Source organism: Aerococcus loyolae, assembly GCF_002871915.2.
Taxonomy (GTDB): domain Bacteria; phylum Bacillota; class Bacilli; order Lactobacillales; family Aerococcaceae; genus Aerococcus; species Aerococcus loyolae.
On record NZ_CP126958.1, the window covers coordinates 1,068,028 to 1,093,557 of the forward strand.

Genomic DNA, 25,530 nt, shown 5'->3' on the forward strand with positions numbered 1-25,530 from the left:
ACGAAGTGACTTCCAGCAAATATCACTTTCTCTAAACCACACTTATCTTATGCTCTCAATGCATCCCCGTCACAGGTATTCCTTAGTTAGATTACCTAATTGTCTTTAAAATGTCAACTAATTTCACAAGTTTCTGCTGTTTTTATTAGGATTTTTTATTATAATGAGTCATATGTATTCTTCCAAATAATTATTATAGGATTCCTAAATCTATCATCTCATTAAAAAGGCTAGACTTAAAAGAAAGTTCTAAGGGGGTCAACTCTTGTCCAAAAATTCTTCTTCACAAGCAAAAAACAAGAAAAAAAATACTTATTTAGTTTTCTCTATTATTATTCTGACCTTATTTATTATTGCTTTTGCCCTGATTTATCACGTTAAAGTTAAGTCGACTAAAGAAGTGACCACTGGTGTCATTAATATGCGAAATGGTCCTGGAATCACTTATGATATCTCCCAGCAAATCGATCAAGGAAGTCAATACCAGGTGGTTGAGGAAAAGCACGACTGGAAGCATATCATTCTTGATAATGGCCAAAGCGGCTGGATTCCCAATTGGTTAGCTAATGACAGCTTAGCTAATAATGAAGAAGAAGCGAAGGCGGGAACAGGATTTATTGCCACGGTCTTATCTGACCAGGTTAATGTTTATCAAGATGATTCCACCAATTCTCAAGTAATTGGTCAAGCTCAGGATAATGAAAAATATAATATCCTCTACCAGTCGGGTGATATGATCAATATCCAATACAAGGACGACATTGGCTGGATTCCCCAAAATCAAATTGAAATCACTCCGGGAGTCATTACCCAAGCCCCAGGACGCCAACAGACTAAAGAAGAAAAAGCAGCAACAGACGCTTTCTTAGCTAATTATGACGCCTCAGTGACCGCTACCGCTGCCGGTGTCCATATCCGCAGCCAGGCAAGTAATGACTCAGAAATTATCTATAAGGGTCAAATCCATGAAAAATTTGCCTATCTTGGCCAAGAAGGTGCCTATTACCATGTCAAAGCCCAAGACGGTACGGAAGGTTACCTAGCCAATTGGTTGGCAGAATCGGATTCAACCGCTATGGAAGACAAGGCAAAATCCTTAGCCAATACCTCAACCATTAAAGGAAAAACCATTGTCTTAGACCCTGGTCACGGGGGGAGTGATCCAGGAGCCATACGCGGTGATAAACAAGAAAAAAATGTCACCCTAAAAACCGCCCAAGTTGTTAAAGGGCTGCTCGAAGATTATGGAGTTAATGTCTTAATGACTCGGGAAGATGATACTTTTGTTGACCTAGCGCCGCGTGCAGATATCTATAATCAAGCCCAAGCGGATGCCTTTATTAGTCTTCACTATGACGCTGCTGAAGAAACGACAGTATCGGGAACCACCGTCTACTACTATGATGACGCTTCAATTCCTTTAAGTGAAAATGTTCAAGCTCAATTAATGGAAAAAATGCCCCTGGCAAGTAATGGCACTCGTTTCGGTAATTTCCAAGTCATTCGTGATTCAAGACCCCCTGCTATTCTGATTGAATTGGGCTACATGAGTAATCCAAATGATGTCAAGGCCTTTAGCCAAGATGAATATTACCAAAAAGTTGCCCAAAGCATTCTCAATGCCTTAATTATTAATTACCAAGAATAGAGTAAATAATGACAGAAAAAAACTCACTCAGGATTTAAAATTCTTGAGTGAGTTTTCATTTTATCGAATAAAATCGTGCAAGTTATTCATCTGAATCTAAGATAATCGTTATCGGACCGTCATTAGTTAATTGAACCTGCATATCTGCTCCAAACTTGCCAGTTTCAACTTCTAAACCATAGCTCTTGCGAAGTTCTTCATTCAGCTTTTGATAGATGGCATCTCCATGGTCTGCTTTAGCCGCATCAATAAAGCTTGGTCGGTTGCCCTTCTTGGTTCTCGCATAGAGGGTAAATTGAGAAATCGATAAGATCTTCCCGCCAACTTGCTTAATATCCAAGTTCAATTTATCGTTTTCATCAGCAAAAATTCGCATTTTGGCAATCTTTTTAGCCATATATTTAACGGTCTCTTCAGTATCACTATCATGGACACCCACGAGGAGCACAAAGCCATGGTCAATGTGACCGACTGTTTCGCCATCAATACTTACACTAGCCTCTTTAGCCCGTTGGATAACAATTCGCAAAAAATCTCCCTTTCTATTCAATAAATTTTTATTCACTCAACTATTCTCTCATCGATCACTGACATTTTAAAGACATTCACTAAACCCGTTCAACATCATAAACATCGGGAACATTTTTAATGCGGTCAATAATCTTTTCTAGCTGGTCTAAACTTTGAATAACAATTCTAATGCGTACCTTCAAGTTATTGGTCTTATGATCAACATTTCCGTTAACGTTAGAAATATTGGTTACCAAAGGCGTAATAACCTGCAAGATATCATTAAGAAAACCGTTACGGTCAAATCCATCGATCATAATTTCTACGGCATAGGAATTATTGTGAGTAGCCGCATCTTCCCAATAGACTTCAATCAATCGTTGAGATTGAACCTCATTCATATTTTGGATATTTTGACAGTCTTGGCGGTGAATGGTTACTCCCCGCCCCATAGTGATAAAGCCAATAATGTCATCACCTGGTATGGGGTTACAGCAATGCGCTAGGCGAAAGAGAACATTATCTTCACCTTCCACCACAATTCCATCATTGTGGCGAACGGCCATCCGCTCGGACTTGCCCCCCCGGTTGGATTGACCGTTATTTTTACGCTCCTCTTCTTCTTGGAGGAAATCTTCCAGTTTCGACTGGTGCTCTTCTTTATCACGACGTTTCCGTTCATTTTCAGTGATCTTATTGGCGACAGCGGAAGCAGATAGTTCACCAAAGCCCACTGCTGCAAATAAGTCGTCGATACTTGAAAAATTAAAGCGTTCCAAACATTTAGCCTGCATATCCTTGTTGAATAATTCATTAAAGGAAAAGTCCATCTCTTTAACGGTTTTAATCACGGCTTCCCGGCCACGTTCAATATTTTCATCACGATCTAATAATTTAAAATGCCGTTTAATCTTATTTTTAGCCCGATTAGTCACCACGAAGTTCACCCAGTCCCGACTAGGACCAGCAGAATTCTTAGAGGTTAGGATTTCAACAATATCACCGGTATGTAAGCCATAGTTCAAAGGAACAATCTTTCCGTTTACTTTGGCCCCTACTGTACTATGCCCGACTTCGGTATGGATTTGATAAGCAAAATCCAGTGGGCTGGCGCCTGAGGGTAATTCGCTCACATCACCTTTAGGGGTAAAGACATAGACCTTGTCCTTAAAGATATCCTCTTTAACGCTTTCCACAAACTGAGTGGCATCATCCGAATCGTCTTGTAAATCCTCAATTTGATGGAACCACTCTAATTGTTTATCTAAATCGTCAGTTTCTACCTTGTCGGTAACCCCTTTTTTGTAAGCCCAGTGAGCTGCTACCCCATACTCAGCCACCTCATGCATATCAAAGGTTCTAATTTGAATTTCAACAGGTTGGCCATGTTCACCTAAGACCGTGGTATGAAGAGATTGGTAGCCATTGGCCTTAGGCATAGCGATATAGTCCTTGAAACGTCCAGGTAGAGGCTTCCAGCTGGTATGGACAATACCTAAGACTGCATAGCAATCCTTTACGCTAGGAACCAAGACACGGATAGCTAGGAGGTCATAAATTTCGTCAAAGGTTTTCTTTTGCTGGTGCATCTTTTTATAGATGGAATAGATATGCTTAGGACGACCATAGATATCGTATTCGCCATCAATGATGGGCTTGACATACTTATTTAAAACATCAATCGTCGCATCAATATAAGCTTCTCGTTCTTCTCTTTTCGAGTTCATCAGGTGAACGATCTGGTAATAAGCCTCCGGATTAATATAGCGCAAACAGGTGTCCTCTAGTTCCCATTTGATTTGACTCATCCCTAGGCGGTCGGCTAAGGGCGCATAGATATCAAGGGTTTCTTCGGAAATGCTGACTTGCTTTTCAGGACGGTGCCATTTTAAGGTACGCATGTTATGTAAACGGTCAGCCAGTTTGACCACAATTACCCGCAAATCATTGGCCATGGCTAAGAGAAGCTTTTGGTGGTTTTCAGCTAGCTGTTCCTCTTTCGAACGATACTTCACCTTCCCTAACTTCGTCACCCCATCAACCAAAGTGGCAATGGTTTTAGAGAAAAAGTATTCTATATCATCTAAAGTAATGCCAGTATCTTCAACAACATCGTGCAAGAAACCAGTGGCTACAGTATCCGGGTCCATTTGTAAATCAGCTAGAATACTGGCCACTTGGGTGGGATGAATAAAAAAGGGTTCGCCCGATTTACGTTTTTGTCCTTCATGCGCCCTCTCCGCAAAAGCACAGGCTTTTTTTATCATAGCTACTTTATCTTCAGGCATATATTGTTCACAGGAAGCGATGACTTCTTCTTTACTTTTGTTTTTAATTTCTGACATAAGAAGCCCTCCATTCTACAAGATCTTTTAGACAAACATCTAAGTATATTAAAGCTATTATAACGCGTCTGAATGAGTGCAGGCAATTACTTACCTACAAACTATTTTTATCTCGATGCTCTCTACCCTTCTTGGCTAAGATTCCAAACCAATCCCCAGCTCGCATAATCCAAGGTAAATAAAAATCATTAGCGATTAATGCATCCTTTAGCTTGTCAACTTCAGTATAGTAGATGCCGGATAAGATAAAGGATCCATTGTCTTTTAAGTTGTCATAGGCTTGAGGGACGAGCGGCAGGAGGATATCCGCTAAAATATTGGCAGTGATTACATCTACCTGGTCATGGATACCGTTGAGCTTATCGTTAGACTGAACAGTCACCTGATCCATGCCTGCATTGAGGTTGATATTAGCCTTAGCAGTTTCGATAATGCTTTCATCATAGTCATAGGCAGCGACACTTTGAGCCCCTAAGCGTTTTGCCGTAATCGCTAAAATACCTGATCCGGTCCCCACATCAATCACCCGGTCGCCCTTTTGTAAGACCAGACCCATTAGATGAATGGCTAGCTGGGTCGTGGGATGGTCTCCGGTGCCGAAAGCCATGCCCGGATCCAAATAAATAGCATTGGAATCAGCCTCTTGACTGTCTTTTTCCCAAACCGGAATAATTGATAACCAATGATTAACTTGAATCGGTTGATAATAGTCTTGCCAGTTCGACGCCCAAGATTGGTCTTCCAGGCGGTTAATGCTTAGTCCTTGTGAGGACCAAGCAGGATCAAGTGCCTGTAATTTTTCGACAACCGATTCTTTTAGGGCAGCTTGGTTCGTTTCTGCTGAAAAATAGCCTTTTACAATAGGGGAGTCCCCATATTTTTCTAAGACATCATCGCTTTTAAAGACACCAAATGCAGAGGGAAGCTTTAAATAATCTTCAATATCTTGGATAGCAACCCCATTAGAACCGAGCGCCATTAAACAATCCGACACCAAATCAGAGGGAATATTTTGACAATGTATAATTATTTCTAACCAGTCCATACTCTCACTTCCCATCTAGAAACAAAGTAAGGAAGCATCATAACGATTGGCTACCTTCAAGTTATCAATAATGGTTACTAAGGCTTTATTGGACCAATGAATTGTCATTTGCTGGCGTACATTAGCTTCTAGGCCCCGTAGTTGGTGAGCAGTTTCGTTAACAAGTTGATGAATAAGTTGTAAGCAAGCGTCAATATATGACTTTTCAAAAGCATTAGGCGCTTGATTAGCGGGAATGACAATGTGGTTACTTTGACTATCATTTCTTCTAGCATGTTTGGAAAATGAAAAGTTCAAGGCATAATAATCAAGGTCATTATAGTATTGGCCAAAGTGATCCTCAAAAGTCACTGGAGCAGTACGGTATTCACCAGCTGGGTTAGCAATAAAAAATTGTAATAGTAGTTCTCCTCGCTGGCCATCTTCAATTAGGCGCCAAGGAAAAGCGCTGGGTTCTTTTTCTAGTTGTTCTTGAAGGTACTTTGCTAAGGAATAAAAACGTGTATTTGGCATGTCAATCTCCTTTTTAACTATCCCTTGCTCTCCTATTTAAAATAAAATGCCTATTGATTAGGAAAGCGAATTTTTATAATTAAATTTATTATAACAGTTATTGGTCAATCAAAAAAATTTCTTAATAATTTTCTTAAACCCAAGAGACCCAGTCTTAATAGATCTTCTTTTATGCTATAATGGTTTTATTACAATTATTACTAATTTGAGGTGTCTGGAATGTCTGCTCGTAACTTAACAACCAAAGATATACTACAAAAAGAATTTAAACCTGCCTTGCGTGGCTTTAATACCGAAGAAGTTGACGCGTTTTTAGATTTAATTATTCGTGACTATGAATCCTATGAAAAGGAACTAGCCTTTTTACGCCAAGAAAATAATCGCTTAAAACAAAATATCGAAAGTGAAAGCAAACAGACGAACAACACTAGTAGAAGTTCTAGTCAAGTGGCAACGACTAACTACGATATACTCAAGCGCCTTTCTAAACTGGAAAAAACGGTCTACGGACAAAGCATTCGCAAACAAAATGAGAACTATCAAGAAGATCCTGTTGAAGAAACACGTATTTACCGTAGCGAATAAAAGTCAACAGAAAACACTAGCAATTTAATCGTATTTACGGTAGAATTTTAGAGTTGAACATTGTAAATTTCGGGTAATCGCGGGTACCCAGAGGTATCTGAGGAAAGTCCATGCTCGCACAAGCTGAGAGGCTTGTAGTGATCGTGCTTAGCGAAACCATAAGCTAAGGCTCAGACGGCGGACAAAAAAGCTAAGGACTTAGTCTAGGCTTGAGTCATCCTGAAAAGTGCCACAGTGACGAAGTTGAATGGGAAACCCTTCAAGTGGAACGCGGTAAACCCCTCGAGCGAGCAACCCAAACATTGGTAGGGGCACTTGACGAATCGGAAACGAACGAATTCGTCGGGGCAGTAATGCAGATAGATGATTACCAATCAAGTAGCTTCCTGACCTACTTGTGAACAGAACATGGCTTATAGAAATTTACATCAGGCAACATAAGAGGCTGGAACAATGTTCCAGCCTTTTTATCATAGCGATTTTCATGGTAAGATGTAACAGACTAACTAATAAAGGAGACCATTATGAAACAATATTCCTTAATTGCCACCTGCGCTAGCGGGATTGAGGCCTTAGTATCCAAAGAATTAAAAGATCTGGGTTACTCAAGGGAAAATGAAAATGGTAGAGTTCGCTTTCAAGGTGACCTTAGTGATATTGCTAAGACTAATATTTGGTTAAGAACTGCTGACCGGATAAAAATAGTTATGGGAGAATTTAAAGCGACTACTTTTGACCAACTTTACGAACAAACCAAAGCCATTGCCTGGGAGGATATCCTCCCTCTCGACGCTGAATTTCCTGTTTCAGGAAAATCAGTAAAATCCAAACTCCACCATGTACCGACTTGCCAAAGTATGGTTAAAAAGGCTATCGTTGACCGCTTGAGTGAGGTCTACCATCGTCGTGGTCATTTACCAGAGACCGGAGCTCGCTACCCCATTGAGATCAGTATTCACAAAGATAAGGCCCTCTTGACCTTGGATACTTCAGGGACTAGTCTCTTTAAGCGCGGTTACCGACAAGAAAAGGGTGGCGCTCCCTTAAAAGAGACTTTAGCTGCAGCCCTGGTTGATTTAACCACTTGGTTTCCGGACCGCCCTCTTTATGATCCGACTACTGGCTCTGGAACCATCGCCATTGAAGCGGCTATGAAAGGGATGAATATTGCACCTGGGCTTAAGCGGGATTTTGTGTGTGAGGACTGGGATATTTTTCCTCAAGAAATCTTTGACCAGGTCAGGGACCAGGCCCGTGCTGCTATAGACCATGACATTCAATTAGATATTCTCGCTTGTGATATTGACCATCGCATGATTGAAATTGCTCAAAAAAATGCTGAAGCAGCAGGTGTTAGTCACCAGATTCACTTTAAACAAATGCAATTAGCTGATTTTACCACCCAAAAAAGCTATGGCATTATTATCTCCAACCCACCCTACGGTGAACGTCTTAATGATGAGGAATATGTCCATGCACTTTATGAAAAGATGGGAGAAATTTACCGCCCTCTCAAAACCTGGAGTAAGTATATTTTAACCAGTGATGAAAATTTTGAAAGTTATTATGGTCAAAAGGCTACTAAAAAGCGTAAGCTCTATAATGGGGCTCTTAAGGTAGACTATTATCAATATTGGGGCGAAAAGCGTCCTCGCAATAAAGCCTAAAAAGAAAAAGACTGTCATTACCGCTTTCTCTTTCACTTAGTAAGATTGACTTGGTGAATAAGATTGCAAATGACAGTCTTTTTATATGCTCTTGATTTTTTCTTTTAAAGTCAGGCCATGACTCTTTATCCTAAAACTATAAAGTACTTGGCCAGTTTCCGGTAAGAATAAGTAAGGCTGGAATCCAGCAGGTCACTACCCCGGCAAAAATGGTTAAATAATATAGCCAATCGCCGTATTTACGCCCTAGGTTGTGACTAAAGTAGTTGGTTGCCCATAGGTACCCCCACATGATCCAGTTAAAGACATCCCAATAATTGCCACCATTTCCCATTAGGATCCATACAGCAAAGAAAATCGAGTTAAAGGTAACAAATATGGAAAAGTAGCCCAGATTTTTGTTGTCCCACTGTTTTATCCGATTAACACCGTAGGATAAGTAGGTGTAACCAAATAAAAGACCTGAAATCGCTGTATAATAATAGGTCGAGTCTTTTTCAGCAAAAATCCCATGAACACAAATCATGACATTTAGAAAGATATACAAGAGACCTGTAAAAATATTAATCAGTGCGTTGGAATTATCTTCAACCTTATCAAGATAGTTTAACCCATTAGAAATCAGAACAATTCCAGAAAACATTAATGTTATCCCTGACATTTGGACATTCTCCTTTGCTTGTTAATGTATTTAACTTAACTATAGCAATTTGCCGATAACTTTCAATTGATAATTTGCCAGGGACGAACACTCTGATGATATTGTATCTATTTAATCTTTATTTATAGTATATTTTATTTACTTATTAATTAATTATTGGAGCAGATCCTGTTAGGGATGATTTTAAATACTGTAGTTTCCCGTATCTGTATAAGATTTGATGTGAGATTCAAGTTCACTAAAACAAGCTGGACTAGCGATGATAAAATTAGAGGGCTTAGTGTAATCGGGCATTTGATTAGAAAAATTGGAAAAATGGAGTCCCATCTCCTGGGCCATCAAAATGAAAGGCGCATAATCCCAGGGTCCCCCTCCAGGGTTGACAAAGGCACCATATTGTCCCTTGATAACACTAATCCCATCTAGTGAAGAGCAGCCATAATTGCGGATATCGAAGGCATTTTCAGCAATATAATAGAAATAGTCGCGTTTGATATTATGTTGGGGAGAAATTCCAATTAAGGATTCCCTTAGGTTGAGGTCAGGGATAGGATCTAGGCGCATGCCATTACAATACACCCCGCCCCCTAAGCTGGCAGAGTATAATTCATCTCGAAAAACATCATAAATATAAGCTAATTTTGCCTGCCCATGAGAAAAATATGTAATCATGGTGGCGTAATTTTCTTTTTGCTTAACAAAGTTTGCTGTGCCATCAATCGGGTCAACGATCCATAGATGGCTAGCCTCAGGATCAACCTCTGTCTGACCATATGTCTCTTCACCAATAATGACCTGCTTACCGGGAAGTTGTTTAATATGGTCCTCAATCAATTCTTGAACAGCGATGTCGATTTCAGTGGCTAAATCACGAAAATCACGTTTTTCTTTGGTTTTGTAGTTGGTATTTTCTTGAATGAGGTCTTTGATTTCAGGAAACCAAGACTTTACTTCTTGATCTAATTGGTCAATATTCATAGTAATAACTCCTTCATTTTGATGATCATTCGCTAGCTTCGTCTTCTTCATATTTGCTCCAAACAGCTACTCCTCCAGCGGGACAGGAAAAGCAAGCCAGGCCTTTTTCAGAAATGGTAACTAACGACTGATCCATATCTTTTGATGAAAAGACTAGTCTCCACTGTTCCTGGGCGTGCTCTTCCCCTACATACATCTCCTTATAACCAGCGTCTCCGTTAGACATTAATACAGCTAAACCACTAGGGTGGTCTTGGTCTCCCTGTCTGGTAAAGCCAACACAATTAGGATGGTCAAAATAGTCACTTTGTTTCCCATAGGCTTTATCCCGACGTAAGTCTAACAAGGTGTCTAACATGGCTTGCTTATTAGGAATTGGCTGGTCCCCTTGAATGCCATAATAATCGCCGTAGAAAACACAAGGTAAGCCATTCTCATGTAAGAGAATGAGGGCGTAGGCTATGGGCTTAAACCAATCTTCCACCCAGGATTCAAGGGACTGTCCCGGTTGAGAATCATGGTTATCGACAAAAGAGATCGCCAGGGTGGGATTATTTTCTAATAAAGTATCTTCCAAAATAGTCGACATATCAAAGCGATCCCAAGAAGTTGATGCTGCATAAAAGTTCTGATGGAGCTTAACATCGAAGAGATCGATATTGAGTTCCGTTTCTTTTAAATAATTTTCTAAACTTTGATAGTCGCCCTTCCAATATTCACCAATAAAGTAAAAATCAGGAAACTCACTAAGTATTTTGTCACATAGATTATCAATAAAATCATCATCAATATGCTTTAAGGCATCCAAACGAAAGCCACTAACTCCAGTTTTCTTGATAAACCACAAGGCCCAGTCCAGAACTTCTGCTCTCACTTCAGGATTATCATAATCAATATCCGCATACATTAAGTAGTCATAATTACCATTTTCGTTATCGACGTCTTTATTATCAGACCAGCCTTTGTTTAGACCCTTAATCATAAACATTCCCTTTTGATCCTTAGCTTGGTCATAGTCTACCCCGGAAAAGTGGGTCCAATTCCACGTAAAATCACTGTATCTTCCCTTTCGACCCAGAAATGTAAACTTAGTCCAGCCTTCAATTTCATGAGCCTGACTGATTTTTCTTTGTCGATTATTAGGATCTACTTCATAGGCTTGGAAGCTTTCTGTCTGATCAGCGCCAGCTTTATGATTTAAAACTACATCAGCTAAAGGATTAATTTGTTGGTCTTTCAAGGCTTGAATGGCGGCTAAATAATCGCCTTTACTGCCGTATTTTGTCCGCAAGCTCCCCTTTTGATCGAACTCCCCCAAATCATATAAGTCATAGATGCCATAGCCCACATCACTGGTCCCAGTCCCCTTACAAGCCGGTGGCATCCACACATGGCTAAAGCCTTTTTTAGCCAAATGACTAGCATCACTGGCTAGGCGCTGCCAATGTTTACCATCATCGGGAAGCTCCCATTCAAAATACTGCATCATGGTTCCATTCATGTTCTATCCTCATTTCCTTAATAAGCTTAATTACAATATATTCACCTCAATTATACTTAATCTTTTTAAAATCTTAGGATAAAAACCCCTGTAAAAACGAAAAGCCAGGTTCTTCGCCCTAGCTTTTCAAGCAAACGCTTAAAAACAAAGTCAGCGTTTTGTAATTTTTATGACTTATTCTTCAGTATTATTTTCTTCTTCGTAGATAGTTTTACCCAGTTCTTGAACTTCTGCCTTCAATTGCTTGTTTTCAACATTAGATTCATCATACAAGCGCTCCATATGTTTCTTATCACGAGTATCAAAGTCATATTCCTCATCAATACGATCAATTTCATGTTTTATCAATCGATCTCTAATTTTATTTTCGCGATGAATTTTACGGTAACGTAATAGCCATTGAATAATTAATAGCGCCATCACAAAAATACCTAAATAACCAATTAAGGGGAAGAGATAGGCCACCAAGGTTTCAAAGCCGATAAATGAAAGAGCAAAGCCAAGGACTACTAAGATAATCATTGCTTTTGAAAAATATTGTGGCTTAGTACGGACCACCCTTTTAGCAAGAGCATAATAGGTCCCTATAGCTGTGTTATAAATCATACCGAAAATGATCAAGGCCATAATCATTCCCAAAATTGGATGAACCTTGTTATATAGTTCCAATAAAGGCATAGAACTGCTTGCGACGCTATTAATATTTAAACTGATAGAAAAGAAGGAAGCAAAGAGTAATAAGGTAACCAAGGCTCCCCCAAAGAATCCGCCAACCCCAGCTTGTTTAGGACTATATTGCTCACCTCCAATCACCATAGCCATAGACATGGCTAGCATGAGGGCTAAACAGGAATAATTAATAGTAGAAATAAACCAATTGGGTAAGGTTGTTTCTTGGGCTGCAGAGATAGTCATCGCTTCATCAAAGCCAAGTGGTTGTTGAACAAGGGTATAAATGAGTAGTGCGATTAGAAAAATAATGACAAAGGGCGTTATGGCACCAATCAAGGTGGTCACCTTATCGACATCCAAATAAGCTGTTGCGATTACCAAAATAGATAAGACTAGGGCTCCGATCCAAATTGGCCAATCAAACTGTTGGTTGAGGTTAGTCCCTGCCCCAGCAATCATCACAAATCCAGTACAAAAGAGATTAAAGTTAATAATAAAGTCAATTACTTTAGAAACAAAGGGAGAAGAAATATGATTGAAGACTTCACTGTGTTCTTGAGCTTTATAATAGGACCCAAATTGAAGGAGAATCACGCCACCCACAATAAATAAAAGTGCTGAAAGGCAGAGACCAACAATTCCCCACTTACCAAAAGAAACAAAATACTGTAACATTTCCTTTCCAGAAGCAAAACCGGCACCGATAATTACTCCTAAATAAGCAAGCCCAATATGGACCATATTTTTAATTTTCTGATTTTGCATTGCTTAATCCTTTCTTCTTTTTGCTTGCTTTCTTTCATTTACTTGATGATTTCTTGGTCGCTATTTTGTTAACCAATCCCTTCTAATTTTAGAAAATAAAGGGCAGAAGTAATCGTTCCTTTCCTTAGTCTTAATGGCTATCAGAAAGTAACCATCACTTCTGCCCATAAAATCTATCAATTGACCTCATTAAGCCTTAGCCATAGCCTGTGCTGCTTTACGCCCTTGGTGAATAATCCCTGAAATTGCCGTACCAGAGCCAGGATAATAAGGACCAATCCATTCACCGGCATTAAGCCCCGCTGCATATAAACCGGGAATCACTTGACCGAAAATATCCAGTACTTGGCCATCGGTATTAATCCTAAGTCCCCCAAGCGCGCCCAGGTTACTTGCTGAATTTTGATAAGCATAATAAGGCGCTTGATCAAGGGCTTGAACGCCAGTTCTTCTTCCATATAAGGGGTCTAAGCCGTCCTGAGCAGAACGGTTCCACTCTTCAATCGTAGTAAGTAAGTTCTCATAAGGAATCTCAAGCTTTTGGGCCAAGTCTTCTAGGCTATCTCCACTAATCACCAGACCCGATTCAATATCTGCCTGGATATTTTCTTCAGTCCAAGGACTTCCTGGAGCGCCTAAGGCACCTTGGTCAAAAATCATATAGGTTGGCTTGAATAATTTTTTCTCTTCTTGGAAAATTGCCCGGTAGTGATAAGCATAAGTTGCATCTTCACAAACGAAACGGTCGCCTTGTCCATTCACAATGATCATTGGCATAGTGGGCACCCGGTTATCAGTAGCGTTACCAGTTTTTCCACAAAAATCAATACATCCTCCAAATCCACCAATAGCCGCCCCTACAGACTGGCCTAAGAGAATTCCATCCCCCGTATTGGTTGCTGTTGAAAGACAGGTATTATATTTTAAATCATGATAGTGTTGAGGGCTTAAGTCACGGGCTAAGGCTGGATTATGGTCAATGGAAGCCGTTGCTAAGATAATCCCCTTATTAGCCAGGTAAAACTGTCTTTCTCCTGCCGATTTAACAAGCAGTCCGACCACCTTTTTCCCTTGATGAACGAGGGAAACTGCCGTGGTATTATACTTAATCTCAGCTCCCGCTGCTAAGGCCGCTTGGAGGAGATGTTGAGTTAAGACTACTCCTTGTCCTCCGGCGCCGCCCCCTTCATAGACATGAATCCGATCCGCATGGAGGTCTTCTTCAATATAGGGAATATGGTTATGCCCATAGACAGAAGTCCAGTGAATGCCTAAACTCTCTAACCACTTGATATTGTCTGGAGCGCCTTGGGCTAAATCTTTAATCAGTTCAGGGTCAACACTCTCTTCTCCAGCCTTTAACCATAACTGATAATGTTTTTCTGGGCCGTCATCAGTAAATTCGGTAAATTCTTTTTGTTGGTCAGTACCAGCAGCCTGTACTACACCGCCTGAATAATTAGTAGTTCCGCCGGCTATGCCTGCTTTTTCACAAATTAAAACCTTGAGACCCGCTTGACTGGCTTCAGCAGCCGCCGCTAGCCCAGCTCCTCCAGCACCAACCACAATGACATCATAAGTTTCAGCTGAATCAAGGTCATCACGGTATGGAATAGCAGCCTCCACTGGCGAAGTATTCTTAGGCCCGGATGTTGATTTTTGGCTAGCCGAAGCAGTCGCATCTACTCCATCCTCAACCTTTGCAAAAATACTAGGGTCCAAGGCATCGGCATTAGATATTTTTCCTTGACCGAGAGCAACCGCTTTTTCGACAGCCGAACGTAAAGCCCGAGTTGAAAAACTGGCACCCGTTATAGCGTCAACACTACTCGATCCCTTGGCTAGGATATTTTTCTTCATTTGTTCAATTCCTAAGCCACCCACCAGGGCCTGATCACTATAATCCACATCAAGTGAATCGATTTTTCCAAGATTTGGATCAATGCCTACTTCTACTTGAATTGGGCCATGGAAGCCCTCCACCACTGCTTTAAACTTATTACTCATAATCACATAACCCTTTCTTTTTATAGGAAGATCTTCTTATTGCTAGTGTAACATGAAAGCACTTTCCTACTAAAACAAACTAAGAACGGCATAAGAAAAAACTAGTCCAAGTCTAATTTTCGACCTTAACTACTGGAATAATTGGCACCTCAATGCCTTTATTCATAAAGGTTTGATAAAGAGCGTTCTGCATCAACATCTTATTTTGCCCAATAGCATCATAACTGGTAAAGAATTCAACAAAAACCTTATAGGCGCTATTTCCTACCTCGATACGAATCTTAGGCTTTTTATCGGCCCCTAAACTTTCCATTTTCCGTTCAAAGATTTCTAAGGATTCATCGTCGCATTTATCCATAAACTTACTGTATTGTTCATAAGCTACCCGTGCGGTAATCTTCATGACTTCTTCGGTATCTTCTCTGAAATCAACTGGTACCATGACATCAACCACAACAAAGGGACTATCATGATTGTAATTATATACGGCGTGGTCAAATATCCAACGGTTTGGTACCGAAACATAGCGTCCGGTATAGGAGCGTTTTTCAGTTAACTTGCCGATCTCAGCCAAGTTAATTTGTAAAAAATCAAAATCAACCACTTCACCGGAAACCCCATTAATATCAATTGCACTACCTATTCTCAGGGGCGAGCGAACATAGATATAAATATAAGCAACCAAGTCAACGATAATGTCCTTAGACGCTAAAGCCGCAAAACCAACCACAATAATGATCATGACACCGAATAATTCCACTCGGGTAAACCAAATACTTAAAATAAAAAAGCTAATTAAGAGAATCAAAATTAAACGGGTGACCCGGATAAAGGTCTGAGCTGTACTGTCGCGTTTAAATAAGCGGGGTAAAAACCAACCCAAGGCTTTCATAAATAAAAACCCGATTAAAATAAGTCCTAAAGAAATCAAGACATTTTTGACAAATAAATCGGAATCAGATTGGTCACTGTTTAAATAATCTAAGAATTGATGCATGCCCTCACCCTTTAAACAACAGAAAATTAGTCACACTACTTATGCTTAGTTTAGCATGTATTTATAGATTTGTATCGTCCAATCTAGCAGGCCTATTTTATCTGTTTTCCAAGCGAAGAAAAGACCGGACTATAATATTTACTTGTTTTTGAGGTAGTTCGGTCGTTCAGAGACTTCTAGCTGAACATCGTTTAAAATCTTTTGAATTTTTTCTTTAGTGATATATTGACGACTGGCCATATCAGAATCTTGAAACATTTCCAAAACTGCCCCAGGCGCATTCCTGAGTTCCCACTGGGTAATCTCAATCATTGGAATCCGCATCTTTTCCTTTACCCAACGACTGATCATCTCCAAACATCCCGCTGAAGCAAAAGAAAAAGCATAGAGGTCTTCAGTGGACACATAGTCACTGCCACTGGCTGCTTGTTTCATTTTAATTAGCCATTGATAAAAGTTATCAAAAATGAAATGTGAAAAGGAATTTTGCCCTACTGTTTTGAAGGCTTCCTGGTAATAAAGAGGATCCTTAGCAACAATATAATAATATTCCGCTACTGACCTAGCATAGAACTCTAAACTCTTCTCATAGGGTGAACTATTCTCAGCCAATTCTCTGACAAAATAATAATTCATCACATCATACTTATCATGAAAACGGCGGTAAAAAGTCGACCGGGCAACGCCGGCTTCCTTTAATATATCTTCCACAACAATATGATCAAACCCCTTTTCAACCATTAAATAACGAAAAGCATTGGTAATTCGATTCTTAATTTTCATTGACGGACTCTCCCCTCACTAGACTTCATTTTATAAGTAAGCTCTCATAAAAACAAAGGAAATATTTTGTATCGCTAAGAAGTCATAGCTTTATGATAAATTATAAGTAAACTAAAGAATTAGGGGGCAAAGAATCATAGATATTGTGAAAAAATAGATAAGTAGTGATTTTCATGACTAAGATCATAATTTAAGAAAAGGAGAATCGATTATGGCTAAATATAAAGCAGGAGTTTATTCTGGCGATGCCCAGGGCTTTGCTGGGCCACTAAAGGTTAATGTTACAGTTAGTGAAGAGGCTATTGAAAAAATTGATGTCATTATTCAAAAAGAAACCCCTAATGTCGGCGGCAAAGCACTTCCTATTCTTATCGAGCGGGCCCTAGAAAAAAATTCTGTAGATATTGATGGGGTTTCCGGGGCTTCAGGAACAACTAAGGCCTTTAAGAAGGCGGTGGGTAAGGCCCTAAACCGGGCGCAAGGCATTGAAGAAAAAGAAATCACCTATACCCCAGGAACCTATGCCGGTGAAGCCAAGGGGTTCTCAGCCCACATTCAAGTCAATGTCACTGTTTCAAAAGATAAAATTGAAGATATTGAAGTTACCCAACAATATGACACGGCTGAAATTGGTGGGAGAGCTATGCCAATAGTCATTAAACGGATTCTTGCTGCGAATTCAACCGAAGTTGATGGTGTTTCTGGGGCTTCCCTCTCCTCAAACGGGATTAAAAACGCTGTTAACTTTGCCTTAGAAGTCGCTAGCGGCCAACGTGAACCCTTAGCTAAATACAAGGCTGGCAAGTACTCCTCTGAAAGTGATGACATGCGAGTGACCATGACTTTCTCGAAAAACGCCATTGAGGACCTACAGTATGACTTAACTAGCGATAAATTGGTGGACCAAAAACCTGCTATTGATAAAATGCGCCAACAAATTCTCGATCTACAACAGTTTGAATTTGACTCGATTTCAGGAGCTAGTCAATCTAGCCAACAAATGCGTCAAAATACCATGCATATCTTAACCGATGCTTCTGATATCACTTATGAAGACCGGCTATCGGAATCCCCTATCAAAGATGAAATGCGGGTTAACTTTAAAAATGGTAGTTTGACCCTCGAACAAATCAACGCTATCCTTAATGCCATTGGAGAAGAATTGATCTTTGTTGGACCAGACTTACGTTTCCAATATTTTAATGAAGACGCCAAGACATATACCTATTCAACTTCTCACCTAGGCGAACTTTATACTGACTGCCACCCACCGCAAGCTCGTGGTGTTTCCAGAAAATTAGCCTATGAATTAGCAACCAGACAAAGAAAAAGCTATTCCTTCTGGTATATCGACGGCAATGGCGATAAACTATTTATTACCTACCAGGCCTTGTTTGATAGCCAAGGAAAATACATTGGCTTATTAGGTTGGACCTATAACGGACAAGGTATTCTTGATACGATCGATGAACCTATTCGTCGTGGTTCCTTTGGCGATCCAAATATTCCAAACAAATTATTAAATGAAACCGAAGAAGAATTAGAAGAATACTATGCAACTAAGGTAGAAAATGACCCTGGCCGCGACTATACGGTAAGAGAATTAAAACGCTTAGATCGGGTGGCGGCTATGGACGGCGAAAATCTTGATAGCATGTCAAGCCCAACCGTCAAGAAAAGTGGCAAGGATGAGGAAGCTAAGGCCAGTCCTAATGAAGACACTATATCTAGTGCCTCCTTAAAAGCAGACCAAGTCCAAGTGGGAAAAGCTGAAATTGAAGAAAGTCAAAGCAAAAATAAGGAAAACGGCGATAAGCAGACAGATGCTAATTCCTCGCCATCAACCCTTTATTAAAATCATTCTACGCGAGTAGAATATATGAAAAGGTGACCGGGAAATCTATTCCTGGCCGCCTTTTTATTTGTTTAAGTTTTAGAGATTGTGTCAAGTGTTATTATTTTACTGCAAGGTAATTAATTTGCTATTTATGATCTCTAGACTGGCGCATAGCTTGTCGGGCCAAGCGATCGGCTCCCTTGGTTTGGCTTTCAGGCACCCAGACTAAATTAAAATTCGCAAATTTATCTATTTGCTTTAAGCAAACTTTTAACAAAGTCTTGTAGGGATCACGCTTGTGATATTGTTTATTCACCGAATCTACCACAATACGGCTATCACTTTGACAAAGAATCCACTCTGCCTCTCTCCCCTTTTCGAGAAGAGCATTAAGGGCATAGTGTAAGGCGTAAAACTCAGCCAAATGATTATCCATTCTCTCCGTCAAGCTATGTTTTAATTGGTATTGCTCACCATTTTCGAGCCATACACAACCTATACCTGCATGTCCCGTTTCCACATCAACAGATGCATCAATGGTTAAGCGGATCATTTTGACCTCCAATGCCATCATAAATTAAGTTTCGAATAGTTCGAATTTTTTGATATTTCATATCATTTACTGCTTTAACATGACCCATGATCTCGGTTAATCCCTTGATAACTTCCTTTACTTCCATGTTTAGAGTATCAAAAAAGGGATAAACCGCACAATAAAAGAGTAGCCACTCTTGGTGCATAATTTCCATCAAAAAAGGATCATCTTGATAAACGCTATCAATATAACCAACCCCTGCCTTAAAAGCCGGCTCATCAGTAGCTAATTTCAAATCAGCAAAATCAACTAGCCGTTTCTCTCCTTGCCAGTCTCTTAAATAATAAGACCCCTTCTCTTGGTTTTCTACCAGAAGATGAATTAAGTCCGTTTGAAAAATAAGATGAATTCGTTTGGATTGGAGGAGAATATAAATCAACTCTTTGGCTTCATCAAAAGGTAGGCTCTGTAAGTTTTGATGGATCAAAGTCTGTTCTTTAGCGTTTAATAAGTCAGTACTCATTATTTTCTCAGCAAATTCCTCAGGGGAAATAGGTAAGTCATCAGCTAGAGGAGAAAAATCAGCGGATGTCAAAAGATCTAAAAATTCATAAGGAATTTTACTAGACTTTTCATTGTTATAAGCCTCTTCTAACCCACTATAGCTATCTGCCAGGTCCTCAAAATATTGAATCCAATTATTGGTTGCATTGATACAATCTTGCTTAATAATTATCTCATCAAAAAGATCGATAGCTTCCTGGTAACAGGCTTTTTCACAAAAAACTTCTAAAGCTGATTCTTGCAGGTCAATCAATGTATTAGCAATTTGTCGCGCTTGGTAAAATAGATCGACCGCATCGTTATTGCGGTCGTCGAGATAAGCATCTACAGCTAAGCGTAAATACCGTTGTTCTTGTTTAGGAAATGATAGGGATTCCCCCATACGATTACCTCTTTCCGAGACTAAAAAATAGACTATATACAGTCCTAAAGCTCATTCATCATTGTAACAAATTCTAAAAGTAAAAAACAGACGAAAATTCGCCTGTTTTCTTAGTTTAAATGTTTATATTTAAAATTTTCTAAAGCGGTCATAACGTTCTTGGATCAGTACTTGTCTATCAATACCTTGCCATGCGCTTAATTGTTTTTCTAATTCTAGGCGGATGTTTTGAATAATGTCCTGCCAAGATAGGTGTTCCTCTCCTTGAATGACAGGAATCATCTTATCGATTACTTCATATTCCAATAAGTCGTAAGCAGTCATCTTCATTACCTCGCAGGCCTCATCACGACGGCTAGCATCACGCCAGAGTATCGAGGCAAAGCCTTCCGGACTTAGGATTGAATACATGGCATCTTCTAACATCCAGACCTGGTTGGTTGAAGCTAAAGCAAGAGCCCCACCAGAACCGCCCTCTCCCATTAAGATAGCGATACTTGGGACTTTAAGGCTTGCCAAAGTTTGAATGGATTTGGCAATGGATTCACCAATACCCCGGTCTTCAGCTTCAATATCGCAGAAGGCTCCTGCAGTATTAATAAGAGTAATGATAGGTCGGTTGAACTTTTCAGCCTGTTTAAACAAACGCACAGCCTTACGATAACCTTCAGCATGAGGAGAACCAAAATTAGCCGTAATATTTTCCTCAACATCATGCCCCTTTTGGGTGCCGACAAAGCTAACTGCTTGACCATTAATCTGACCAATGCCACCACATATCGCCCCATCGTCTCCATATTTGCGGTCACCATGAAGTTCATAAAATTTATGATCATCGGCCAAGGCAGTAAACATTTCCCTAGCCGTGGGACGGTCGGATGAACGTGCTTCAGTTAAAATTTCTTTAGCTAAGAAATTTCTTTTAATACTAATAGTCATGAATATCACCCTCCCGGCTATGAAGTAAGAGTAGATCAGCTATTTCATCACGTAATTGCTGACGGGGGACAATTCGGTCGACAAAACCATGTTCCAACTGATGCTCTGCCGTTTGAAAGCCTTCTTCAATCTTTTGATGGATAGTCTGCTCAATAACACGTTTGCCCGCAAATCCTATAGTCGCTCCAGGTTCTGCTAAAATGATATCGCCTTGCATGGCAAAACTAGCCGTAACACCACCTGTGGTCGGATCGGTTAATACGGTTAAGTAGAATAAACCCGCCTGACTATGCTCTTCGACGGCAATGGATATTTTAGTCATTTGCATCAGAGAAATAATCCCCTCCTGCATCCGGGCTCCACCACTGGCCGTAAAAAGCAAGACGGGTAAAGCGTGGTCTTTGGCATACTCAAACAAACGCGTAATTTTTTCCCCAACTATACTTCCCATTGACCCCATCATAAAGAAAGGATTCATAATTCCTAAAGCAAGTGGTTGACCTTTAATTTTTGCAAGTCCACAAGTGACCGCTTCGTCATAACCCGTTCGTTCTTGATTGGAGCGCTTTTTAGCTTCATAGTCAGGAAAATCAATTGGATTAGTCATTTCATCTTGGTAAAAAAGTTCTTCTTCTAGCTTACCGTGGTCACAAATTAATTGAATGCGTTGCTTAGGAGAAATCCGAAAATGGTAAGAGCATTGTGGGCAAATCTTAGTCTCAGCCAAATCAGCACTTAAAACGGTCTGCTTGCAATCAGGACATTTTTGCCACATCCCATCAGGAATATGGGGTTTATGACTCTGATCATTTTCATTTTTGCTTTCTTTTTCAGGTACACTTAAATATTTTCTTCGTCTTAACAGCCGCACAAGGCTCACCTCCTAGACTTTTCCTTGCCTATTTTCTTCACTAGCCTCCGCTTGAACTTCGGCCAACCATTGAGGAAGAAATTGACTTTCCAGGTACTCATTATTATAATTCCCTAGCTGAAAGGCTGGAGCAGCTAGCAAATCATAGAGAAATTGCTGGTTAGTATTGACACCCTCGATGCATAACTCTTCTAAAGCCCGCTTCATTCTTAATAAGGCTGATTCACGGTCATCACCATAGGCAATAACCTTAGCAATCATACTATCGTAAAAGGCCGGCAAAGCGCTGCCAGATAGGATGGCTGAGTCGACCCTTAAACCTAACCCCCCGAGCGGCCAATGGATAAAATCAAATCTCCCCATCGAAGGGAGGAAGTTCTTTTCAGGTTGTTCGGCATTAATACGACACTCAATGGCGTGACCCGAAAAATGAACATCGCTTTGCTGATAAGACAAGTCGTAACCATAAGCCACTCGAATTTGCTCAGCTACGATATCAATACCGGTAACTAATTCAGTAATAGGATGTTCCACTTGAATCCTAGTATTCATTTCCATAAAATAAAAATTTTCATCGTCATCGACTAAAAATTCAATGGTTCCCGCTCCTGTATATTGAACATTTTCTCCAGCACGGACAGCTGCTTGACAAATGTCTTGGCGGGTTTTATCACTGATAAAGGGACTTGGGGTTTCTTCGAGAACTTTTTGGTGGTTTCTTTGCAAGGAACATTCACGTTCTCCCAAATGGATAACATGGCCATTTTGATCGGCCAGGATCTGGACCTCAATATGGTGGGCTGGATGGATCACTTTTTCTAAGTACAACCTGGCATCGTTAAAACCTTGTTGGGCCTCACGACTAGCTTCATCAAATTGTTTTTGTAAGTCTTCGGGGCAATCAACCTGGCGCATCCCCTTACCACCACCACCTGAAGTGGCTTTCAGTAAAACTGGATATCCTACTCGCTCAGCTTCAGCCAAACCTTCACTAGCACTGTGGATGAAATCCTTTGAGCCAGGAATAACCGGGACATTAGCTGCCATCATCGTTTGTCTGGCGTGTTGTTTGTCACCCATTTTGTCAATGACTTCAGCACTAGGTCCGATAAAAGTGATATTCATTTCTTGACAGAGTCTAGCAAATTTACTATTTTCTGAGAGAAAACCAAAACCTGGATGAATGGCTTCAGCATTAGTCACATAAGCTGCAGATAAAATGGCTTGCATATCTAGGTAGGAATCCTTGGATTGAGGCCCTCCTATGCAAACTGATTCATCTGCTAATTGCACATGTAAGGCATCTTTATCAGCGGTTGAATAAACTGCCACGGTATCAATGCCCATTTCTTTACAGGTTCTAATCACCCTAACCGCTATCTCACCCCGGTTAGCAATTAAAATTTTTGAAAACATAAGTCACCAGCTTTATTTCGCTTCTCCAACAGCAAAAGTCATTAAACAGGAAGAAACCACCTTACCATCTTCGCGACGGATTTCAGCTTTTGCTGTCCCTATCGATTTTTTCATCTTTAAAATATTGACTTCAACAGTCAAAACGTCACCTGGGACGACTTTTTGACGGAACTTTACCTTGTCTACAGCCGCTAGATAACCGGTCATTTTCTTGTCCTCAGTATTTAAGCCCTTAAGTAAGGCAATCGAACCGACCTGGGCCATTAATTCAACTTGAAGGACTCCTGGCATTACCGGTTCTCCTGGAAAATGCCCTACAAAGAAAGGTTCGTTAATTGTCACATTTTTACGAGCAACGATTCGCTTGCCGACCTCAAGTTCGTAAACCGCATCCACTAAAAACATGGGGTAGCGGTTAGGAATAATATCCATAACCTCTTGGGCGCTTAAAATTGGTTCTTGATTTTCCATTTTTTTCTCCTTTTACACTAGTAGTTGTCATCAGCTAGGAAGAAACGAATCTCTCCTTAAATCCTTTATCACGCCTATATTCTAAGACAGGGACAGCCTTTAGCTAATTTCAAAAAGCTTTTGGCCGTATTCAACCACATCACCATCATTGACAAAAATATTAGTAATTTCTCCTGAAGTGGTGGCGTGAATTTCATTCATTATTTTCATAGCTTCAATGATGCATAAACTTTGGCCTTTTTCGACATGGTCGCCAATTTTAACAAAGTTGTCTTTATCTGGAGCTGGTGCTAAATAAGCAACCCCGACCAGAGGACTTTCTACGATTTCCCCCTGAACTTCATCAGTTTGGCTGACTTGCTTATTAGCTTGGTCAGAAGCTTCGGTAGATTCTTGAGCTTGATCAGTAGGAGCAGGTTTTTCTGCTTTTGTGATAGCGGGCTGAGCTTCATTAGTAAACACTTGTGGTGCTTGCTCATTTTTAGACAGGTGAAGCTTGAAGTCGTCATCAACAAATTCAAATTCTCTTAGGCTTGATTGGTCAATTAAATGGATAAGTTCTTTAATTTCTTCAGGGGTCATTAGTCACTCACCTTTTTCATACATAAAACTGTGTTGTGGCCACCAAAGCCGAGCGTGTTGCTAATCGCTACATTGATTGCTTGTGAACGTCCTTCATTAGCTACATAATCCAGATCACAATCAGGATCACTGACTTGATAATTTAAGGTTGCAGGAATATAGGCGTCTTCCATGCCCTTCAAGCAGGCAATGGCTTCAACTGCTCCAGCTGCACCTAATAAGTGTCCTACTGCTGATTTCGTTGAGGATACCGGAATCTTATGGGCCAATTCTTCCCCAAAGGCTAACTTAATTGCCATAGTCTCAGCTCGATCATTAGCTGGGGTTGAAGTCCCATGGGCATTAATATAGTCCACATCGTTCACAGATAAAGCTGCTTCAGCTAAGGCTTGTTCAATAGCAGCTTTAGCTCCTAGTCCTTCTGGGGTAGGCGCAGTGAGATGATAGGCATCAGAACTTTGACCATAGCCGACAATCTCAGCATAAATTTTTGCTCCCCGTTTTTGAGCACTTTCTAAACTTTCTAACACTAACATGCCAGCGCCTTCTCCCATAACAAAACCATTGCGTTCCTTGTCAAAAGGAATGGAGGCACGGTCAGGATCTGTCGAAAGGGATAAGGCCGTTAAATTAGCAAATCCAGCGATGGCGATCTCACAAATAGCGGATTCACCCCCACCAGCAAGCATATAGTCAGCATAACCATGTTTTATATAGCGGAAGGCCTCTCCGATAGCATTGTTTGCTGATGCACAAGCAGTAACCATGGTCAAGGCTGGCCCGTGAAGCCCTAATTGCATGGAAATGTTTGCTGCCCCCATATTGGAAATAGCCATAGGAACAAATAAAGGATTAACCCGTTTAGGACCACTTTCAACTGATTTTTTTACCCCTCTTTCAATTTCTTGGACTCCACCAATACCGGTACCAAAATATACCCCAAAGCGGTTTGTGTCCATGTTATGAGTATCTAAACCAGCATCCTTTACTGCTTCCATAGAAGCGACCACCCCATAATGAGCATAGGGATCCATTCTTTTAACCGATTTACGATCAAGGTAATCTTTGGGATCGAAGTTTTTAACCTCAGCCGCCAAGGTCACTCCTGTAGCGCTGGCATCAAATTGTGTGATTGGAGCAAAGCCATGTTTGCCTGCCTTTAAATTTCCCCAAAAATCACTGACATTATTTCCAATTGGTGTTACTGCTCCTAAGCCCGTAACAACTACCCTTCTAGTATTCATTAAGTTCCTCCT

At 40.4% G+C, this 25,530-nt stretch carries 23 protein-coding genes and 1 other RNA gene; 5 read left to right on the plus strand and 19 right to left on the minus strand.

Annotated elements, in window-relative coordinates; genetic code table 11:
* Nucleotides 1-265 precede the first annotated feature (265 nt).
* The gene (locus tag CJ190_RS04895; protein ID WP_224783418.1) at nucleotides 266-1,648 is read left to right on the plus strand and encodes an N-acetylmuramoyl-L-alanine amidase; all 1,383 of its coding nucleotides are present in this window, start codon (nucleotides 266-268) and stop codon (nucleotides 1,646-1,648) included.
* Between the two features lie 82 nt (nucleotides 1,649-1,730).
* On the opposite strand, the gene dtd is transcribed toward CJ190_RS04895, so the two are convergent.
* The 4 genes from dtd to CJ190_RS04915 all read right to left on the minus strand — a co-directional run bounded on the left by dtd (nucleotide 1,731) and on the right by CJ190_RS04915 (nucleotide 6,061).
* Nucleotides 1,731-2,177 carry a D-aminoacyl-tRNA deacylase gene (gene dtd / locus CJ190_RS04900; RefSeq protein WP_064292501.1) on the minus strand — a complete coding sequence of 149 codons (447 nt, stop codon included), beginning with the start codon at nucleotides 2,175-2,177 and terminating at the stop codon, nucleotides 1,731-1,733.
* A 79-nt stretch (nucleotides 2,178-2,256) separates the two neighbouring features.
* Nucleotides 2,257-4,503 (minus strand): RelA/SpoT family protein, encoded by a 2,247-nt coding sequence (locus CJ190_RS04905; protein ID WP_070597909.1) that lies wholly within the window; start codon nucleotides 4,501-4,503, stop codon nucleotides 2,257-2,259.
* Between the two features lie 94 nt (nucleotides 4,504-4,597).
* The gene (prmA, locus tag CJ190_RS04910; protein WP_070597908.1) at nucleotides 4,598-5,548 is read right to left on the minus strand and encodes a 50S ribosomal protein L11 methyltransferase; all 951 of its coding nucleotides are present in this window, start codon (nucleotides 5,546-5,548) and stop codon (nucleotides 4,598-4,600) included.
* Nucleotides 5,549-5,563: 15 nt separating this feature from the next.
* Nucleotides 5,564-6,061: a hypothetical protein gene (locus CJ190_RS04915; RefSeq protein WP_064292504.1), complete on the minus strand. Its 498-nt coding sequence runs from the start codon at nucleotides 6,059-6,061 to the stop codon at nucleotides 5,564-5,566.
* Nucleotides 6,062-6,280: 219 nt separating this feature from the next.
* On the opposite strand from CJ190_RS04915, the gene gpsB reads away from it, so the two are divergent.
* From gpsB to CJ190_RS04930, 3 genes are all read left to right on the plus strand, one after another.
* On the plus strand, nucleotides 6,281-6,646 hold the full coding sequence (gene gpsB, locus CJ190_RS04920) for a cell division regulator GpsB (RefSeq protein ID WP_070597907.1): 366 nt from the start codon (nucleotides 6,281-6,283) through the stop codon (nucleotides 6,644-6,646).
* A gap of 65 nt (nucleotides 6,647-6,711) precedes the next feature.
* An RNA gene (gene rnpB / locus CJ190_RS04925) (RNase P RNA component class B) lies at nucleotides 6,712-7,067 on the plus strand.
* Nucleotides 7,068-7,170: 103 nt separating this feature from the next.
* Nucleotides 7,171-8,313, plus strand: coding sequence for a THUMP domain-containing class I SAM-dependent RNA methyltransferase (locus CJ190_RS04930; protein WP_064292846.1), 1,143 nt, complete (start codon nucleotides 7,171-7,173; stop codon nucleotides 8,311-8,313).
* Nucleotides 8,314-8,449: 136 nt separating this feature from the next.
* Here the strand turns inward: CJ190_RS04930 and CJ190_RS04935 are convergent, their stop codons facing one another.
* The 7 genes from CJ190_RS04935 to CJ190_RS04965 form a co-directional block, all read right to left on the minus strand.
* A complete protein-coding gene (locus CJ190_RS04935; RefSeq protein WP_060778315.1) occupies nucleotides 8,450-8,974 on the minus strand; it encodes an AmiS/UreI family transporter in 525 nt (174 codons plus the stop codon).
* 183 nt (nucleotides 8,975-9,157) lie between these two features.
* Complete coding sequence (locus tag CJ190_RS04940; protein WP_064292845.1) at nucleotides 9,158-9,952, minus strand: inositol monophosphatase family protein; 795 nt, start codon at nucleotides 9,950-9,952, stop codon at nucleotides 9,158-9,160.
* Between the two features lie 25 nt (nucleotides 9,953-9,977).
* On the minus strand, nucleotides 9,978-11,453 hold the full coding sequence (locus CJ190_RS04945) for an alpha-amylase (RefSeq protein WP_070597906.1): 1,476 nt from the start codon (nucleotides 11,451-11,453) through the stop codon (nucleotides 9,978-9,980).
* Nucleotides 11,454-11,627: 174 nt separating this feature from the next.
* A complete protein-coding gene (locus CJ190_RS04950) occupies nucleotides 11,628-12,890 on the minus strand; it encodes a YkvI family membrane protein (protein ID WP_082888646.1) in 1,263 nt (420 codons plus the stop codon).
* Nucleotides 12,891-13,079: 189 nt separating this feature from the next.
* A complete protein-coding gene (locus tag CJ190_RS04955; protein WP_064292843.1) occupies nucleotides 13,080-14,897 on the minus strand; it encodes an FAD-dependent oxidoreductase in 1,818 nt (605 codons plus the stop codon).
* A 112-nt stretch (nucleotides 14,898-15,009) separates the two neighbouring features.
* Nucleotides 15,010-15,894: a mechanosensitive ion channel family protein gene (locus CJ190_RS04960; RefSeq protein ID WP_064292842.1), complete on the minus strand. Its 885-nt coding sequence runs from the start codon at nucleotides 15,892-15,894 to the stop codon at nucleotides 15,010-15,012.
* A 138-nt stretch (nucleotides 15,895-16,032) separates the two neighbouring features.
* The gene (locus tag CJ190_RS04965) at nucleotides 16,033-16,677 is read right to left on the minus strand and encodes a TetR/AcrR family transcriptional regulator C-terminal domain-containing protein (protein ID WP_070597905.1); all 645 of its coding nucleotides are present in this window, start codon (nucleotides 16,675-16,677) and stop codon (nucleotides 16,033-16,035) included.
* Between the two features lie 211 nt (nucleotides 16,678-16,888).
* Between CJ190_RS04965 and CJ190_RS04970 the strand changes: the two genes are divergently transcribed.
* Complete coding sequence (locus tag CJ190_RS04970; protein WP_064292840.1) at nucleotides 16,889-18,532, plus strand: FMN-binding protein; 1,644 nt, start codon at nucleotides 16,889-16,891, stop codon at nucleotides 18,530-18,532.
* A 127-nt stretch (nucleotides 18,533-18,659) separates the two neighbouring features.
* On the opposite strand, the gene CJ190_RS04975 is transcribed toward CJ190_RS04970, so the two are convergent.
* The 8 genes from CJ190_RS04975 to fabF form a co-directional block, all read right to left on the minus strand.
* Entirely contained in the window at nucleotides 18,660-19,067 is a 408-nt protein-coding gene (locus CJ190_RS04975) for a ribonuclease HI family protein (protein WP_064292839.1), read from the minus strand.
* Nucleotides 19,048-19,995: a hypothetical protein gene (locus tag CJ190_RS04980; protein ID WP_064292838.1), complete on the minus strand. Its 948-nt coding sequence runs from the start codon at nucleotides 19,993-19,995 to the stop codon at nucleotides 19,048-19,050. Before CJ190_RS04980 ends, CJ190_RS04975 begins: the two co-directional genes overlap by 20 nt.
* Nucleotides 19,996-20,124: 129 nt before the next feature.
* Nucleotides 20,125-20,934, minus strand: coding sequence for an acetyl-CoA carboxylase carboxyltransferase subunit alpha (accA, locus tag CJ190_RS04985; RefSeq protein ID WP_064292837.1), 810 nt, complete (start codon nucleotides 20,932-20,934; stop codon nucleotides 20,125-20,127).
* Nucleotides 20,924-21,805: an acetyl-CoA carboxylase, carboxyltransferase subunit beta gene (gene accD, locus CJ190_RS04990; RefSeq protein ID WP_064292836.1), complete on the minus strand. Its 882-nt coding sequence runs from the start codon at nucleotides 21,803-21,805 to the stop codon at nucleotides 20,924-20,926. Before accD ends, accA begins: the two co-directional genes overlap by 11 nt.
* A gap of 12 nt (nucleotides 21,806-21,817) precedes the next feature.
* Nucleotides 21,818-23,221, minus strand: a complete 1,404-nt coding sequence (accC, locus tag CJ190_RS04995) for an acetyl-CoA carboxylase biotin carboxylase subunit (RefSeq protein WP_064292835.1) — start codon at nucleotides 23,219-23,221, stop codon at nucleotides 21,818-21,820.
* 12 nt (nucleotides 23,222-23,233) lie between these two features.
* A complete protein-coding gene (gene fabZ, locus CJ190_RS05000) occupies nucleotides 23,234-23,692 on the minus strand; it encodes a 3-hydroxyacyl-ACP dehydratase FabZ (protein WP_064292834.1) in 459 nt (152 codons plus the stop codon).
* A gap of 99 nt (nucleotides 23,693-23,791) precedes the next feature.
* The gene (gene accB / locus CJ190_RS05005; RefSeq protein WP_064292833.1) at nucleotides 23,792-24,274 is read right to left on the minus strand and encodes an acetyl-CoA carboxylase biotin carboxyl carrier protein; all 483 of its coding nucleotides are present in this window, start codon (nucleotides 24,272-24,274) and stop codon (nucleotides 23,792-23,794) included.
* A complete protein-coding gene (gene fabF, locus CJ190_RS05010) occupies nucleotides 24,274-25,518 on the minus strand; it encodes a beta-ketoacyl-ACP synthase II (RefSeq protein ID WP_064292832.1) in 1,245 nt (414 codons plus the stop codon). The genes accB and fabF overlap by 1 nt, the downstream gene beginning before the upstream one ends.
* Nucleotides 25,519-25,530: the final 12 nt, after the last annotated feature.

Coding starts and splice junctions, on each gene's coding strand:
- CJ190_RS04905 (WP_070597909.1), bottom strand. CDS start 4,503: ATGTCAGAAATTAAAAACAAAAGTAAAGAAGAAGTCATCGCTTCCTGT.
- prmA (WP_070597908.1), bottom strand. CDS start 5,548: ATGGACTGGTTAGAAATAATTATACATTGTCAAAATATTCCCTCTGAT.
- CJ190_RS04915 (WP_064292504.1), bottom strand. CDS start 6,061: ATGCCAAATACACGTTTTTATTCCTTAGCAAAGTACCTTCAAGAACAA.
- gpsB (WP_070597907.1), top strand. CDS start 6,281: ATGTCTGCTCGTAACTTAACAACCAAAGATATACTACAAAAAGAATTT.
- CJ190_RS04930 (WP_064292846.1), top strand. CDS start 7,171: ATGAAACAATATTCCTTAATTGCCACCTGCGCTAGCGGGATTGAGGCC.
- CJ190_RS04935 (WP_060778315.1), bottom strand. CDS start 8,974: ATGTCAGGGATAACATTAATGTTTTCTGGAATTGTTCTGATTTCTAAT.
- CJ190_RS04940 (WP_064292845.1), bottom strand. CDS start 9,952: ATGAATATTGACCAATTAGATCAAGAAGTAAAGTCTTGGTTTCCTGAA.
- CJ190_RS04945 (WP_070597906.1), bottom strand. CDS start 11,453: ATGAATGGAACCATGATGCAGTATTTTGAATGGGAGCTTCCCGATGAT.
- CJ190_RS04950 (WP_082888646.1), bottom strand. CDS start 12,890: ATGCAAAATCAGAAAATTAAAAATATGGTCCATATTGGGCTTGCTTAT.
- CJ190_RS04955 (WP_064292843.1), bottom strand. CDS start 14,897: ATGAGTAATAAGTTTAAAGCAGTGGTGGAGGGCTTCCATGGCCCAATT.
- CJ190_RS04960 (WP_064292842.1), bottom strand. CDS start 15,894: ATGCATCAATTCTTAGATTATTTAAACAGTGACCAATCTGATTCCGAT.
- CJ190_RS04965 (WP_070597905.1), bottom strand. CDS start 16,677: ATGAAAATTAAGAATCGAATTACCAATGCTTTTCGTTATTTAATGGTT.
- CJ190_RS04970 (WP_064292840.1), top strand. CDS start 16,889: ATGGCTAAATATAAAGCAGGAGTTTATTCTGGCGATGCCCAGGGCTTT.
- CJ190_RS04975 (WP_064292839.1), bottom strand. CDS start 19,067: ATGATCCGCTTAACCATTGATGCATCTGTTGATGTGGAAACGGGACAT.
- CJ190_RS04980 (WP_064292838.1), bottom strand. CDS start 19,995: ATGGGGGAATCCCTATCATTTCCTAAACAAGAACAACGGTATTTACGC.
- accA (WP_064292837.1), bottom strand. CDS start 20,934: ATGACTATTAGTATTAAAAGAAATTTCTTAGCTAAAGAAATTTTAACT.
- accC (WP_064292835.1), bottom strand. CDS start 23,221: ATGTTTTCAAAAATTTTAATTGCTAACCGGGGTGAGATAGCGGTTAGG.
- fabZ (WP_064292834.1), bottom strand. CDS start 23,692: ATGGAAAATCAAGAACCAATTTTAAGCGCCCAAGAGGTTATGGATATT.
- accB (WP_064292833.1), bottom strand. CDS start 24,274: ATGACCCCTGAAGAAATTAAAGAACTTATCCATTTAATTGACCAATCA.
- fabF (WP_064292832.1), bottom strand. CDS start 25,518: ATGAATACTAGAAGGGTAGTTGTTACGGGCTTAGGAGCAGTAACACCA.